General features: G+C 55.6%; 8 protein-coding genes and 1 pseudogene. 2 read left to right on the top strand and 7 right to left on the bottom strand.

Annotated elements, in window-relative coordinates:
• Positions 1-34: 34 nt before the first annotated feature.
• Positions 35-6,187, bottom strand: coding sequence for a tetratricopeptide repeat protein (locus tag A6V37_RS07770; protein ID WP_064265587.1), 6,153 nt, complete (start codon positions 6,185-6,187; stop codon positions 35-37).
• 292 nt (positions 6,188-6,479) lie between these two features.
• On the opposite strand from A6V37_RS07770, the gene gloA (A6V37_RS07765) reads away from it, so the two are divergent.
• Positions 6,480-6,875: a lactoylglutathione lyase gene (gene gloA / locus A6V37_RS07765; protein WP_064265586.1), complete on the top strand. Its 396-nt coding sequence runs from the start codon at positions 6,480-6,482 to the stop codon at positions 6,873-6,875.
• A gap of 40 nt (positions 6,876-6,915) precedes the next feature.
• Here the strand turns inward: gloA (A6V37_RS07765) and A6V37_RS07760 are convergent, their stop codons facing one another.
• From A6V37_RS07760 to A6V37_RS07735, 6 genes and pseudogenes are all read right to left on the bottom strand, one after another.
• On the bottom strand, positions 6,916-7,344 hold the full coding sequence (locus tag A6V37_RS07760) for a hypothetical protein (RefSeq protein ID WP_064265585.1): 429 nt from the start codon (positions 7,342-7,344) through the stop codon (positions 6,916-6,918).
• A 13-nt stretch (positions 7,345-7,357) separates the two neighbouring features.
• Positions 7,358-8,704 (bottom strand): hypothetical protein, encoded by a 1,347-nt coding sequence (locus tag A6V37_RS07755; protein WP_131799806.1) that lies wholly within the window; start codon positions 8,702-8,704, stop codon positions 7,358-7,360.
• Positions 8,705-9,330: 626 nt separating this feature from the next.
• Positions 9,331-11,268, bottom strand: coding sequence for a hypothetical protein (locus tag A6V37_RS07750; protein ID WP_131799805.1), 1,938 nt, complete (start codon positions 11,266-11,268; stop codon positions 9,331-9,333).
• Positions 11,216-12,715, bottom strand: a complete 1,500-nt coding sequence (locus A6V37_RS07745; RefSeq protein WP_131799804.1) for a site-specific integrase — start codon at positions 12,713-12,715, stop codon at positions 11,216-11,218. The genes A6V37_RS07750 and A6V37_RS07745 overlap by 53 nt, the downstream gene beginning before the upstream one ends.
• Before the next feature lie 80 nt (positions 12,716-12,795).
• Positions 12,796-13,146: pseudogene (gene gloA, locus A6V37_RS07740) on the bottom strand (lactoylglutathione lyase); the annotation flags it as partial.
• Between the two features lie 87 nt (positions 13,147-13,233).
• Positions 13,234-14,346, bottom strand: a complete 1,113-nt coding sequence (locus tag A6V37_RS07735) for a porin (RefSeq protein WP_064265581.1) — start codon at positions 14,344-14,346, stop codon at positions 13,234-13,236.
• Between the two features lie 301 nt (positions 14,347-14,647).
• Here A6V37_RS07735 and A6V37_RS07730 point away from each other — a divergent pair, with 301 nt between their 5' ends.
• Positions 14,648-15,583 (top strand): DMT family transporter, encoded by a 936-nt coding sequence (locus A6V37_RS07730; protein WP_064265580.1) that lies wholly within the window; start codon positions 14,648-14,650, stop codon positions 15,581-15,583.
• The last annotated feature ends 5 nt before the right edge of the window (positions 15,584-15,588 follow it).

Below are 15,588 nucleotides of genomic sequence, written 5' to 3'. Positions count from 1 at the left end.
TTTAATACCCGAGATATGCCCTGAGACAATCGACTCAACCTGCCATCGCGCGAGTCGCGACATATGCTGACCAAATCGCGTAGTTCTCCTGTAGCCGAGACTCTTCGTAAATTGTCGCCAAAAGGTTGCTAACCGCCGCTCGGGCGGCCGGCCAAGCATTGATGATACCAAGCAGCAATCGAGCTATGACTTGATATGCGTGCTCTGTGACATCGCTGCGACTCAAAGCAACGCAGGCCTCAACAAGCTCAGACAACTCCATCGCGCGCAGGTCATCTGTCCCGAAGACAATTGGGAATTCGTTCGACTTATGCTTCTTTCTCAAGTCAGATGCCAACTCGATGAGCCCCTTCTCAGCCTTCGCTCGTGCAGAATCGTCGCCAAATAGCGATACACAGCCTGCGGCGGCTCGCCAACTCAAGAGTTCTTGACCACTTGCGCTGGCAAGACCAACAAGATTTGCCCTCGTCACAAGGTGTGTAGCTCGAGCGTAGTTCGCAACCGTCAGTCCCATTCTGGAAAGTGCGAAAAGGTGAATCCAATGCAACGGCGTGGCACGTTCGGCCTCCAAGGAACTCAACAAACCATCCTCAAAGTCGAATATTTTCTCCTCCTTGACGACAACACTATCTGGAAGAACCGGACGGCTGACACGCAAGAAGGTAGCAAGCAAATTTCCAGCCGATTCCCTGCTCGCTAGCAGCCACGGGTTTGTAACGTCAGAGACACGCATGAGCGCTCCGGCCTGGTCCCATTCGGACGAACTGAGGATGCTTGCGGTACCGCTTGATGCTACGACGTAGTTCAGACCGCTATATAGGAAGACCACACCAACATACGCGCTAGGCGCTGCACAATCTCTCGAACGCCCGAGCCCGCCGAATGCACCATCCGAAGAAGTGCCAGACTTAGCGCCTTTGAAGTATTGTGAAATTCGCTTCTCCGAACCTGGCGAGCGATTTAAGAGACTCAACAATCTCGCAGAGTGATACCACACGGTGAGCAATTGCTCGGAAACCGACCAGTCACTCCATCCGTCAGTTTGATAGGCTTGCGAATCGACCCATGAGAGCACAGCGCCGAACGCATCCGACAGGTCGGTCCAGCGGTCCAGTACGTCACTCGCAAAGCTGGCATGGTCCCCCAGAGATAACTCTTGGTTGCAGTCGCCTCCAAGAAGGCTCAGCGCGTGGAAGAAATGCACAGGCGACTGCCTCCCGCAAGCTATCACTTCAGTCCAAAGCGATGTCTTATCCTCGCTCGAACTCGCCATGAACCGCTCGACAAACGACGGAGGGAGTGGAATCGGCAGGCTAGCTAACCGTAAAAAGGCTTCCCCGCACCCTACTTCCTCAACTAGCGACTTCGCCGCAGCATCCCAGCGTTGTTCAAATGGCTTGGCAGTACTTGCCTCGAGGTGAAGGTGGCGATATACGTCCTGCGGACTAGGTGTCACGCAATGTTCGAGTGGCAGACTGCCATGTTCGCGAAGTTGTGCCTCAATATCAGCGTACGCTTGTGCAACGGTTTTCCTTCTCAAACTGTCCGCTGCATCAAATCGTTGCCCCGGGGTTCCGAGTCCAAGAATTTCATCAATCACTTGCTCGAGCTCCGGCCGGGCACAATCGAACAGTTCCCTGCGGGCGGTCAAAATGTGCTTGACCTCTGCAAGGTCTGTGAGAGCAAGAAGAGGGAACCAAGGGTCGCAGATACGGATTCGCTGCCCGTCATACCCAATATAGATATCTTGGCCGTCCTCGATACGCTCAAACGTCACCCTCTTCTTACTGTCGTCTGCCTTAATTTTAGACTTGCCATGCCTCAGTGCCTTCCGAACTCCCAGTAGAAACTTCTCACGACGAAGCTGAAGTGCTCCCAAGGTGACAACGGTGATGGTATGGGTCTTCAGACGTCGCCGAACATCCTCGTTGGCCTGCAAGCGCTCCCGGATTTGGGGTGGGAATTCGTCGACCGCCTTCCTCAAATAAGCCGCGATAGTCGCATCGGAATATGACTTCGGTTGCTCACCCGGGCTAGGGGTAAAGAGGTTCTCCGTGAAATAAATCAGTTGGCTAGCGATGCGGTCCGTAAGTTCAGCGTCGATATCCAGGCGATGTTTGATGACGACAGCACTCAACCATCTCGAGAACGCTCCCTTTCGGCTCTCTGCTTTTCCCGTCACCATCTGAAACAGTATGGCGACGACCGAGCAGATATTCACCGCAGCGAAAGTTCTTACCGAATCGATATCGTTCCTGATAGCTGGATGCAAGCCCAGATGACGCTCTGCTCGCAAGGATGACCAAATCCAGGTAGCCTTCGCGGCGCACTGCTCGTCAGTGTCTACCGACGACATCCACACAGAGGTGATGCAATCATCGTTGAGCCGGCGGGCCGATAGCAAAACGCTCGTCTCGTCCGGCCGCTCGGTGGTCTGCACCGGATAGTCGCCAATTTTCAAATGCTTTTCGAGCAGCGCGACGCGAGCCATATACTGTCGAAGGACAGCAAGCGCGGACGTTTCTACTACGGAACCATCTTTAATGGGCGCGCGACTTAGATGAAAAAGCACTTCTTCCGGGCTCATCGGAAGAAACAATGCGCTGGCCTGTCGAAGCTGCAACAACTTTTCAAAGTACTCAGCGTCAGAAAGCTTCCGCGCCCTTCTCAACGCGCTCAGCACTTCAAATATCCCAACGAGTGGCGCGGGGCCAAATCCAGGATGTCCTGTTATATACCGGTCATCACATAAAAAGACGGCGTTCGTCGATGGAAGAGCCCCAAGTAACTCCCTTAGGCCGAGCATCGACGTCAGATTTTCCATGGACGCGCTCGCATCAGCATCGTCACGTTCAGTGCTGTCAACATCGGCCACCGCCAATGTTCGGTAAGCGCCGCTGAGGATTTCCCCCGCGATGTGATTTCGGACCTCATCGAGGACCACAATTGAGCGCTGCCTCGCCTGTTCCTGCGCGGTCTCCAATGCACAAAACGCTGCAAACTCTTCCTCAACCAGCACGACATACGTTTCTAGAACGGCGTCGAGTGTGCAGGCTGCGACAACGAGTTCGAGACTAGTGCCCCGAAACAACACTCGGGCGCCTAGGGGGAGTGTGGATTCACCGTTTTCGTCAGCAAAACTCAGTCTTTCGTTGGCCTCCGAGTATGAGCTTTCCGTAATCTTTCCGTGTTGACGCATACCCTCCACGACACCACGAAGCGTAGTACGTTGACCTCCGACTGAATCGGTGTCCGCGCGCTCGCCTTGCGTCTCCAGTATCCAGAACGCGGATGAGTTACCGCTCTCTACGGCTGTCCCGGTAGGCGCACCTGTTAATTTGTACACCTGGACCCTCCCCTCCCGAATCGACGCATCTATTGCCAGTTCAATCGCGAGTCTCTTCGGCTGGGGATGACCAAGGGCCGACCGCATCTCGAACAGCTGCCGCTGAATACTGCGTGGCACGAAAACCGCAGCAACACTCGCCTCAATTGATTCGAGGATACCCAGTTGACTTGCGAGGAGCAGTGACGAGACATCAGCGTGCAACTGCCATGCGCCAAGAGGAATACCGGTTTCGAATTCGAGGGCCCGAGCTCCATGTCGAATCAACAACGGCAGTCCATGCGCATTGACACGGCCTAAAGTTGGCGATGGTGCAAGCAAATAGTGCTCGCCAAAGCTAAGATTGGCTACCTGTGAGATTACGTGGAAAGGGGCCGCTCCGTTCAGGTACGACTCCAGGAAACTAGCGCGGTCTTGGTTCCATGCTGCAATACGCTCCTTGAACTCCTCAAGTGTCAGGACGAATGCCCCGCTCCCGACTGTACCAGCGAGCTTCGCAAGGGTAGGTACGAAAACATTTGCTTCCTTTTCGAGGCCCAAGCGCAACGCCTGCCTGTGCGCAACTAGGGCGAGTTCGACCGGTATGCCTTGCGCATGGGCATGCTGCCAAAGCTTCCGCGCAAGTTCCTCGTCCTCCAATTCAGCTACTTGAGCAAACCGCAATGCATCCGCCGGCGCGAAGGCTCGGTCCGCCAGTCCGGCCCGTATGATAGGCAACGCACCTCGCACGTCGCCAAATCCAATACGAATATCGGCAGTAAGTTGCCGCTCTTGTGGGCCACCAAACTCCAACGCAAGTCGCTCCGCAGCGTTTAGAGCCGTTCTGTGGTCGCCTTCAGCTGCCAGGGCGTGAACTTCGATGAGCCGAACGTTTCGCGGAGGCATTTGGTGAGGGAAAGCATTCCGATTTGCAGCGAGCACTTCGAGCGCGAGTTTGGGGCAGCTCCCGTTGTAGGCTGCGTGTACCGCGATTTCGACTGCGGACGCCGTTTCAAACCGCAAAATGATTTCAATATTCTTCGCAAGAAACTCCCATTGGCCCCCAGTTGCCAGCCTGGCAGCTGCAGCCAACAAAGCAGTCGATTGCGGCCGCTCCGTCGCTAGTTCTGCGAAGAGTTGTTCGACCCGCTCCCATTGAGGGCGCTCGAAGGTGTCCGCGAGAAGAGCGAACATTCGTTTTTCAGGGGAGCTGATGACATTCGCAATGTCATCGCCACGACTGTCAAGGATGGACGCAAGACGTGCTTCGTACGCATCGTGTTGCCCCTCATCACGGAATAAAGTTTCGCTCTTCTCAACAAGAGATTTTGCGTCTGCCTCCCGACCGTCAAGCGAAAGGAGCCAACTGCAAGCCAGCACATGCCCGGCGGTGATTCCAGACGACGCTATGACCTTTTCAAGAGCGGCTATGCTGCGCGCCCTATCAAATGTGAGCCCCCTTGCCAGTGCCCAGCTAATCGCGGCTGGAAATTGGGGTGCCGCGCCGAGCATCTTGTCACATCGTTGCTGCGCAGCGCCCGAGCCATCCAAGAGATTGCATTCGCAAGCAAGTGCCCAGACATCGTCATCAAATGTGACCTTCGACGTGGCATCGCGCTCGTTCGCCAGCTTCTCAAATATCGATAAAGCTTCTTTGAGGCGCGCTTGACTGACGTCATCCTCCCGCACCAGTTCAAGGGCAACTGGAGAGGGGTTCGCAAAATGTTCCGGGCCGACCGAATTCGACAAGGCGCATGCGTACCGAATGACGGCTCCGGCTCGCCTAATAGCGAACCACTTTGGCGCTCTCGCTTCGGCGCGCTGAATCTCATCAAGCGCTTCCTCCCGGTTGTGTCGGAACAGTAGTATGAAAGCCTTGAGCCTTAAGCACTCCACTGATGGTTCCGACGCCCCTTTGGTCAACGCAGCTATCAGTTGTTCGGCGTCGTCAAGCTTCCCGTTTTCTATCAGCAGGGCAGCTCTGAGTTCGAGGGCGGAGGACTCAGTGGCTGTCGCTAGCCTCAACAGCGCCCCAGCGTGGTCTCCTTGGCGGGCGAGCAGTAACGCCCTGAATGTCGTGGCCCCATCCGTAGAAACGGCGTCTGCTTCGTCAGCCAACAGTGTCGCACCATCAATGTCCCCGTTTTGAAGCTTGGCGGATGCAAGGTATCGGATGCACTTACTCCGCACATTTGCCGTCAGCTGATGCCAATGCGGAGCAGCCCGCATCGCGTTGAGCTCAAATTCAATCGGGCCAGGCAGCTCTTCCCGAAGGCGCTGTCGAAGTTGCTCAAGGCGAGCGTCCGTTTCCCCGGAAAGGGCGGCAAGAAGCGGCGAAACTTGATTCGTAAAATGGTCGAGGACTGCGTTCATGCTCGGCGCAACTGCTCCCGCCCCTACCGGGACATCCCCGCATATTCGCGTTACCCAGAAGGCATCGAGATACTGCCCGACAATCGCTCGATGAGGCCTTAGTTTCGCTTGGAACTGGCGTGGCCCCCAAACTGAATATTCAACCCCTATCGCACGGAAACGGGATTTTTGTCTAAGAATCTCATCAGAGACTTTCTGCCCGTTAACGGACGACGCGACGGCCAAAATAAATCTCCGAACGTGGCGGGCTTTCCAGTAAGAGTCGAAATTGTCCAAAAAGGCATCTGACCATTTGACGACCTGCCCAGGCGTGATGACTTCATAGCACTTGCACGAAGCAACGATTACGTCGACCTCCATCGACAGATTAGCTAGAACATCGACTCCAAATTGCTGCTGGCCGTCATCGTGGAAAAGGTCGGCGGTTTCGACGCCCGGCTCCTCCTCCAATAACGCGCAGGTGAGCTCTTCGAATTGCTTCCACTCCATCCGCCAGAAGTCGGGAGGGTCCCCACGGTTGGGGCTCGGAGAAATCTCGGGATAGACTGGTCGTTCGCTCATTTGGGAAAATGCGAATTTGGTGTTTACTGTTACGTAACATCTTATACGACTGACGGAGCACGAACCGCCGGTGTGCCGAACGGCGGCGTCAGCGAGTCACCCACGTCAGGCTAACAACGTCGGGAAGCCAAGGCTGCGCCGACTACCGACAAGCGCGCAGCGCTTGATTAACTTACAATAAGTGAGCACAAAATCCCGCAATCTACCCACTGGAGAAGCCATGCGCCTCTTGCACACAATGCTCCGAGTCGGCGACCTCGACAAATCGATTGATTTCTACACCAACGTCCTCGGGATGAAGCTCCTTCGTCGACACGAATATCCAGACGGCCGCTTCACGCTCGCGTTCGTCGGCTATCAGTCGGAAGAGCAAGGGGCGGTCATCGAACTGACCCACAATTGGGATACGCCAGGCTACAACCTGGGCGATGGGTATGGCCACATCGCACTGGAGGTAGATGACGCTTATGCGACGTGCGCTGCGGTCAAAGCGAAAGGTGGAGTCGTGACGCGCGAGGCCGGCCCGATGAAGCATGGCACGACCGTCATCGCGTTTGTCGCCGACCCTGATGGCTACAAAATTGAATTTATTCAGAAGAAAGGCCGGGTCGACTAAAACTGCGCGACATCGGCCATCGAACGCGAGCGAGCTGTGACTAGCGGACTCGATGCAACTTTGAAGGAGCTTTCGACCGCTTCAGCTCCGCTAAGTCCGCGTTCAACTTCTCGATAGTGCTTTTCAATTTGACACGCTCCTCTTTGAGATTCTGATTCTCGTAGAGGAGTGACAGCTCTCTTGCCAGTGATTCCTGATACATTCTGAAATATTGATTGCTAGCAGTATTGTGCTTGCTGACATCGGTTTCGACATTGACCTGAGAGTTTGCCTTTTGCTCTTGCGTAGCCTCCTTGATTCGACGAATTAGGTCATCAAAGCCTTTGCGGTTCTTCTTGATGCTGCCTTTTCCACGTCCAGCCTCGGTCGATACTGCATCATTCGTTATTCGGGTTCCGACGGGTACCCGAATGGTGTCGCCTGACCGGAGGCGCTCAAGTGCGGCATCGTACTCTTCAATCGCATTCATCTCGTGCGCTCCGTTAGTTGAAGTTTTTTGCCCGATACGCCGTAAGGGCGCGCAAGTCTTCCTCTTCGGCCCTGCGCTCCATCGTACCCGCGGGCAGCCTGGCAACAATATTGGTCTGCGCCGCTATCGCACGGTCGAGCTTTCTCTTGTTAATCCCGCTCTTGTTGCAATCAAGGCATTCCACAAGGGACCTCATTGCTCGCTTTTCGCAATGGCCTCGCTTACCGCACCCGCCAAGGTACGTATCTTGATAAGCCATCAGCCCCCTCTTAACGCGTGACGTCATTTCAGCCCGACTCTTCACTATTACAATGCTATCGGTGCGAATATGCCGGTCAACAAATGTCGCGAGGGGTCCAGACCACTCGTCATTAGACTGTACTAAATCGCGTAGAAATAGCAACGCCTCCGCATCAGCTTCATTCGATTGGTACACGTTGCACATATGGTATGGGTCATCCTCGAGGATGTTTTTTGCACTTTCGCTGCCCCGGGCGTAATAGTCGCTCATGCCCACACTGATATGTTTGAGCACCCTGCGAAGTGAGGTTGATTGAATAATTCCTGCCGCTTTTGCGTACAGGGCAAGCGAGCGCCTCAGTTGGTGATTTTGGACTTGCCAAAAGCTTCCAACCTTAAATCTCTTTTCGCTTCGCCAAGCGCGATTGACGTCAATCTCCTCCAGCTCCTTAATATCTTCGTCTCTTATGTACAGGTCGAAGCTACTGAAAATCTCCGGCGTTAGTGCGAGCCGCGTCTCTCCGGGCCGATTTCGGCGCCGTGGGACTCTGCGCTTGTCGCGGTATAGATAGCCTGTACTCAGGAACAAAGGCGTAGAAGATTCGACTAACTCTTTGGGCAAGCTCGGAAAATGAATGCGTGAAATTTGATAAATGAGCGCGCAAAGCTTTTGACAGCTTCGGACGACAGTCTCCGCATAGTCACATGTGACCCAAAAAGCGGACACAGGTATCCCATTCTCGAATTTCGTGGTAGTTGACAGCAATAGGTGGTAGCCAATTCCATCGAGCAACACGGTGGTATGGCACGCGAATGGGGCGTGAAGCAGTTCCGAATCTCGCGCCCCCGAGAATGCATGCAAGAAGGTTTTTGCGATGCGCTGAAATCTCGATATTGCTGAATTCAAACCGTACCTACTGACGCGCAGCCCTCGCGACGTGAGGTATGCAGTTAGGCGAGGAGAGATGCCTTTTCTCCACAACCTGAGACGGTGCGCGTAAAGAGTCTTTACGTTCTTGTTCTCCCGAATTGCATCCGCCCTTATGCTCTCCGACCGAAGAGCGCTTACCGCCGAGATGATTTGGTCCTCAACCTTTTTGAACTCTTCGATTTCTTCCATCAATCCGTTCAGAAGGTTTTCGTAGATTCTAGAGGGTAGTGGTGCGTACTGCAGGCTGCCGTCAATGGCCGCTTTGCTTAGCTTACGTAGTGGAGCCTGGTCCCGATTTGAAGGAACACTGAACCCGGTTTGACTAGACTTCTGTTTCCGGAGTAATGATGTTAGCGCGAGAAAGCGCTTTACGAAGCTCGCATACTTCTCTACGACGAGCGACCTAGAGTATTTCGCACTTCTCAATAACTCCTCTAGACAAATGCGCCTGTGGAAACAGAAACGAACCATCTCGCGGATGACCTCGTGGTACTTTAATAAAGTGGAAGGGGCGAGGAAACCATGCGGGTGCCGCCAAATCACAATGAACATCAATCGTTTGGCAGAATCAACCAGCATCGACTTCAACGTATCGTAGTCACCCTTACCCCAGAAAGCGAAACTGACGTTCCGCCTGACTCCCCGCCCATCATACGGAGACATATCCCATTCGCGCGAACCATATAAAGACAGGGGCGCCCCGTTCTGGTGCCGACTTACCACGAAGCTATCAGGTGGATAAAAGGCAGAAGACAAAGACCCCCATTGCGGGGGCGTCATCGCCCGAGACCTTGCCTTTGTAGCCATTGCGCTTGTCATAACGCGCCCCTCGAAATATCTTCGAGCATGCTCATTTTCAGGTCCCAGTAGGGGTCTAGTTTGCCTTGCTTGTTCACCTCTCTTCTTATCCTCCGGACCAACTGTTCAGCCTCTTTGCTGACCGAAGCGATAAGGCCGAGCAGTTGCTTTAAGCGCTTGAGGACTGGCGCATACATAGCTCGCCACTCCTGCTTAGAGCCACTAAGGGCTCGGGTGTGCATAATGCAGTATCGAAAACTCAAAAGTTTTCGGACGTCTGTTTCGTCCGCAACAACTTCGTGCTCTGAGCAAAACAGACATCCCTCCGGTTGAGCGCAGTTTGGCTCGAACGGCATGTCCGGGCCGTACGGCTGGGGGTTTGTATATTTCTCGCAGCCACCCACGGCCGACGGGGTCGCTTTTGCCATCCGCTCCCGCGACACCAACCGTCCGCTTAACTTGCTGAAAAATTCGCCGGTCTCACGAATCATCTGTTCGTCGGTACCCGCTGCATATTTCGTTTCAATTGTCCGGACGGTGCTTTGGGCGACAGCGGCCGCGATAGCAGTACCGTAGTTGTTGACATGCCAGTTTGTTTTGGTTGACCGCCACTCCCTACTTCCGAGCAAAGTCATACCCGGCAGAATTCGACGATGTGCATACAGCAATTCTGGACTCGCCAGCGGAAGTTTTTGCAGCCGGTGACCTCTTCCGTTATTAATTTTCACCGCGTGGAAGAAGAGAAGATTGGTCGTGTCTCCTTCGAGCATCCATGTGCGCAATTCGAGATAGCGGCGAAACCGCGGCAAAAATGTGTTTGTCAAAGAGAACGTGACCTCTGCTCCTCCGGCGCGTGCTTTAATTTGCGAGAAGTCCTGTGATGTTTGCTCGGGTGCGAGCTCCCCTGCCCACTCCAACAAACGTACTTGTTCCCAATTCATGCCGGAATTGGCAAGAAACATATCGATAAATGAGTTCATCGATATTTTCGCCAGCGCGAAGCGGGCGCTGCAGCGATGGTCAGCATTCGCTAACATCAACCGCTCATTTGCCGCCGCGACAGAGGACTTCGCCATAGCGGGAGTTGCATAAAGGTTCTTGCACTCTTCGTAGGTCCGTAAGCGGCCGGCAGAGAAATCATATGCGTTCATTTCGTAGTGACGGCTCTCCACCTCAGACTCAGTCCTGAAAAGTCCCGACGTGGGGAATATCCACAATGTGTTGTTACCTTGGTCGACAAATGGGGGAACGTTAAGGGCATAGGGAAAAGGCAAGCCACGGAGCACGACCTCCCGGAGGCCTTCGAATAAACACCTATCCAAAGCGAGTTGCCGCCCCACTGCTTCGTCGGAACGCGGCGGCGTTCCATTGACGCCTGCTCTACGCTTCTTAATCGGTGTTACCTCGTCCGACAACGCGGTGTCGCCTGTTACGAGACACAAAAAATTGCTCACCGTCGCCTGACAGTTAGACGCCGTAGAGACGGCCAGCTCACCGGTCCGCGACCGCTGGCGCAAAACGTCACTGAAGGCCAGAAGCGCGTCACGGGCCGTGGCCGACGTCTGCAGTACGTCGTAACCGTATGCGGCATCTGCCCATGCAAGGAATGTGAGGAATCGTTGTGCGTGCAGGTACTGTGTTCTTTGGCTCCCACCCTGCCGGACAGCCTCTGACATCTCTTCAATAATGCGTGCTAGCACCTTCCTTCGTGCTGGGACAAACGTCTCCGAAGCCACGCGAGTTGCTCGATTCGGCGCACGGATTGCGCGCGGCTCGCGCTTAAGATAGCAAAACGAACCAAAATCTCGTGTCAGTCCGCTATCGCCAAAGCGTATAAGCGCTTGTTGAATCGACAGTAGTTTTAACCCTTTTGGGACGGGGATTACAAACTCTACGAGCTCCCTATGTGCTAGGTCGTACCCGCCGTCGGTGGTTGCTGCCTTCCTCTTCGTCATCGTCGCTCCGGTCGTCGTGATTGGCCATATCCATTAGGCCAAGTAGACGATTCTCGAAACGGCTCTGAATATCGAAGAACATCTCGCGACTATGCTTGTAGTTGATGTACAGGTCAGTGGTTTCGAAACTCGAATGCCACATGAACTCCCGGAGCTGATTTCTCGCTTGATTATGATTGAGCTTTTTGAGTTGAATCGCTTTGGACAAGACTTCCCATTTAATCAACCCAGCTGTGGCTTTCAGGTCGTGTGGCCGCAACGTGAATTGCGCACCAAACTTTTCTTGAAGTGTCGGCAAGAGATATTTGCGGATGAACGCCTGTACTGCGGCACCCTTCTTCGCCTGCCCCGCTTCCGCAGCGTCATCGAACGTGCTTCGGTCCAATTTAGATTCGAAATACGGCTTCCCCCGATTGCTGAGGAACAGGTATGCGTCATCAAGCGACCTGCCGCCTTTTTCGCGTCGGGCAGCGGCACGGTCGCTGAGCGCATACGTTCTCAACTGCCGGTAGAACCAACCTGGGATGTGAATATTTCTATTAACATCTCCCTTAGTGTCTATTCCTGTACCCGGCCCTGCCGGAATACGAACGTCCTTCAGCTTTGAGCAACCTTCGTCCAGAAATTTATCTACTGGCAAAGTCAAAACTGTCTGCAAGCGCGCTGCGCTGAGAAGCATAAACAGAATAATGAGAGTCATCTCAGTGTTCTTGCCTGCCAGTAGTACATCGAGAAGAACCGCCTGCTCCTCGAACGGCAGTGGACGCAGCTTACCCCCATCAATGATGCACTCGTCGAGCAGACCGGACTTCTCTGGAGCAGAAATGGAAAGGTCTGTCTTTTTGACTATCTTAAAATTGCGACCGCCTGTGTGACTTTCAAACTCGATTAACTTGTCGCTGGTCTCCCAAATCTCTATCTCTGAGGAAATGATTTCCCGCTCTTGCAAACGTCGATAGAAATTTATGACGCTCGACATCCTGCGGCGCGCTACATTCCGAGACATCTCGCGCGCATTGACCTTTGAAATCAGATGGGCACGATACAAATAAGGGGGCCTGCGTCGCTTTACGTCTGGGATGGTGAGATAGTCGATGGTTTCAGTGTCGAGAAATCTTTTGAAATCCGCCAGGTCCGTGCCATTCGCCTGTGACGTGTCGATACCATTTGCTGGTAGACCCGCGCTCTCAATGATATCGAGTAGGCTTATTGCTGCGTGTTCCCAGGGTGCACCGTCGCCGTCGACTACGGTAGGGACGTGGTTGTAGCTGGAGGTCCGAGAGTCTCGCTCGGAGATTGGACGCGCAGATATGGGACGGTAGGAGTATTTGGTGGTTCGTCCGTTTAAGACGACGGTACGGCAGATGGCTCCAAAATCACCAGGGGCACAGGTCTCACTCAATATCAATTGAGGTAGCAGTATTCTCCTGGTTCCATCGTGGCGCATCGCATCTCCCAGTTTTCCGAATGATGTCCATCGTTCCAAAAGTTTTGAGGAAAGTCAAGCGGGGCAAAAGTTATGGGTGCGTCCGGGTCCGTGACGAACGCGATTACCGTTGTGCCGTGTTTCATCGGGCCGGCTTCACGCACGACTGCACCGCCCTGCGCCTTGATCTTTTCGCACGCGGCGTACGCATCTTCGACTTCGACGGCGAGGTGGCCGAAGCCGGTGCCGAGGTCATACGAAGGCGTGTCCCAGTTGTGGGTCAATTCGAGGACCGTGCCGTCGCGCTCGTCCGTATAGCCGACGAAAGCCAGCGTGAATTTACCTTCCGGATAATCGTCGCGGCGCAGCAGTTTCATGCCGAGCAGTTCGGTGTAAAAGGCGATCGAACGGTCCAGGTCGCCGACCCGGAGCATGGTGTGAAGCAGACGCATGGCGCACTCCCTGTTGCGTGGTAACGAGACCGTCAATGTACCCGGAATCACGCTGTGCTGCAGCGCGGCCTACATAGCCACGCGCACTCAGAACTGATGCCGCACGCCTGCCATCAAGCCGATCTGCGAACCCTTCTGAGCCAGTCCGACGCCGTTGACGCCCTGCAATTGCGCGCCGATCAGATCGCCGCGGTACAGCGAGTAATCGCCTTCTACATAGATGTCGGTGCGATTCGACAGGTTGTAGTCCGCGACCAGTTGGTACTGCCAGGCGGAGCCGTCCTGCGGGCGGGTTTTGCCGTCCTGCAGCGTGCGCCAGACGTTCGCGGCGAAGTGCCACTTGTTGCTGACCTGCTGCGTGATGCCCCCCATGATCATGCGGCGGCGTGCAAAGTCCGTGTACTTGAGTGCCGCCAATGCGGGTGCGGTGAAAGGTCCGTTAGCGAAATTCGAAAAGCCCGCGTCATTCTGATTGACGATGTAGCCTGCCGAAAAGCGCGTCAGGTTCCAGGTGTATGCGCCGCCGAACGTCCACGTCTTCGCGGCCGCGCCGTTGACCGAATCTTTCGACTCTTCGTACGCACCACCGACGCTGAGCGGCCCGCCTTCCGGCTTGTACGCGAGGGCCGCGCCGATCTGGCTGCCGTATGAGTTGCCCGCGTTACCGCCGAACGCGTAGCCGGCCGCGAAGGTGAGGCCGCGGAAGCGCGCCTGATATTGCACCTGATTGCTGGTCCAGATGCCGCCGGTCATGGTCACTTCGGGCTGAAAACTGAAGTCGTACGGAATCCACGAGTTGCTGCCGTATCCGGCCACCGTCACGCCTTCGATCACGACGTTGTACTGACGGCCAAAAATCACCTGGCCGAAAGCGTCGGAGCGCACGCCGATCTGCGCCTCGTTGAAAAACGGCAGGGTGGGATCGCTTTGGCCGGTATTGATGTAGATGCGGTTTTCGAGCTTGAAGAAGGTCGACCAGCCGCCGCCCAGATCCTCGACGCCTTTCAGGCCCCAGCGGCTTTGCGTCATGCCGCCGGTGCCGAGTCCGACCGACGAGTCGCCGGCCTGGTTCGCGTGGGTCAGATAGCGCACGCTTTCGTCAACCACACCGTACAGCGTCACGCTGGACTGCGCGTACGCCATGTGACACCACGATGACGCCAATGCCGCAGCCACGGTCCACCTGCCTACGTGCTTCATACCGTCTCCTCGTATAGGCTCCGCGTTGCGCGGAAAGAGTTCGTATGTCTGGGCGTCGCACGTCGATCACTCGGGCACGTGCGCGCGATTGTGCTGACGAAACGCTGTGGCTGCACCTTAGCGCGAAATAAGACCAGTTAGGAATTAGTCTGACTTAGGTGTTGCTTAGGTGTCGCCTGGGTGTCGTTTAGTCAGCAAACCGCTTGCAACCTGTAAGAAGCACGCGTAGGCGGTGGGGTCATCGGTTGGCGCGACGGGCAGGTTTGCTATCGTATGGGCTCATTTCGCCACCATCCTGCCCATGAGCACCACTGCCCTGCCCGCGCGCCGTGCGCCGGATAGCTTCGCCATTCTGTTGATGATCGGCTTGTGCGCGATCTGGGGTCTCCAGCAGGTCGCGATCAAAAGTACAAACACGGCCTTGCCGCCCGTCTTTCAGGCCGGCTTGCGTTCGGCGATCGCTGCGTTGCTGGTGTGGGGCTGGGCCCGCTCGCGCGGCACGCCGCTCTTTCGCGACGATGGCACTCTCGGTGCCGGCCTGCTCGCGGGCGTACTGTTCGCTGCGGAGTTCGTGTGCATTTTTCTTGGCCTGACGTTGACCAGTGCGTCGCGGATGGCGGTGTTTCTGTACACCGCGCCGTGCTTTACGGCACTCGGCCTGCACTGGTTCGTCGACGGCGAGCGCATGCGGCGGATTCAATGGCTGGGTATCACCGTCGCGTTCGCGGGTATGTCACTGGCCTTCGCGGACGGCTTCCTGCACGGCCACCCGGCGCAAGGCTCCATGCTGACAGGCGTGGCCGGCGACGCACTCGGCGTGCTGGCCGGCATCGCATGGGCCGCGACCACGGTGGTCGTGCGCGGCACGCGCCTCGCCCACTCGAGCGCCAGCAAGACCTTGTTCTATCAGTTGACTGTATCGGCGGTCGTGCTGCTCGCGCTGGCTGTGGCGCTCGGCCAGGCGCGCGTGGAAACGGTCACGCCGCTGGCGATCGCGAGCCTCGCGTATCAGGCGGTGATCGTGGCGTTCGTCAGCTATCTGGTGTGGTTCTGGCTGCTGACGCGCTATATCGCCTCGCGCCTGTCGGTGTTCTCGTTTCTCACACCGCTGTTCGGCGTGACTTTCGGCGTGCTGTTGCTCGGCGAATCGTTCAGCGTGCGCTTTCTGATCGCCGCGCTGCTGGTGCTGACCGGCATTGCACTGGTCAACGCGCCGGCAAAGCGCGTGACGGCTTAGGGCTG

It is taken from the genome of Paraburkholderia ginsengiterrae (genome assembly GCF_001645125.1).
In the GTDB taxonomy this organism is placed as follows: domain Bacteria; phylum Pseudomonadota; class Gammaproteobacteria; order Burkholderiales; family Burkholderiaceae; genus Paraburkholderia; species Paraburkholderia ginsengiterrae.
This window is presented reverse-complemented; position numbering and strand designations above follow the sequence as displayed.

Excerpts from the sequence above, each read along its gene's own strand:
- A6V37_RS07755 (WP_131799806.1), bottom strand. The coding sequence starts at position 8,704 with ATGGAAGAAATCGAAGAGTTCAAAAAGGTTGAGGACCAAATCATCTCG.
- A6V37_RS07730 (WP_064265580.1), top strand. The coding sequence starts at position 14,648 with ATGAGCACCACTGCCCTGCCCGCGCGCCGTGCGCCGGATAGCTTCGCC.
- A6V37_RS07745 (WP_131799804.1), bottom strand. The coding sequence starts at position 12,715 with ATGCGCCACGATGGAACCAGGAGAATACTGCTACCTCAATTGATATTG.
- A6V37_RS07770 (WP_064265587.1), bottom strand. The coding sequence starts at position 6,187 with ATGGAGTGGAAGCAATTCGAAGAGCTCACCTGCGCGTTATTGGAGGAG.
- A6V37_RS07750 (WP_131799805.1), bottom strand. The coding sequence starts at position 11,268 with ATGACGAAGAGGAAGGCAGCAACCACCGACGGCGGGTACGACCTAGCA.
- A6V37_RS07735 (WP_064265581.1), bottom strand. The coding sequence starts at position 14,346 with ATGAAGCACGTAGGCAGGTGGACCGTGGCTGCGGCATTGGCGTCATCG.
- A6V37_RS07760 (WP_064265585.1), bottom strand. The coding sequence starts at position 7,344 with ATGAATGCGATTGAAGAGTACGATGCCGCACTTGAGCGCCTCCGGTCA.
- gloA (WP_064265586.1), top strand. The coding sequence starts at position 6,480 with ATGCGCCTCTTGCACACAATGCTCCGAGTCGGCGACCTCGACAAATCG.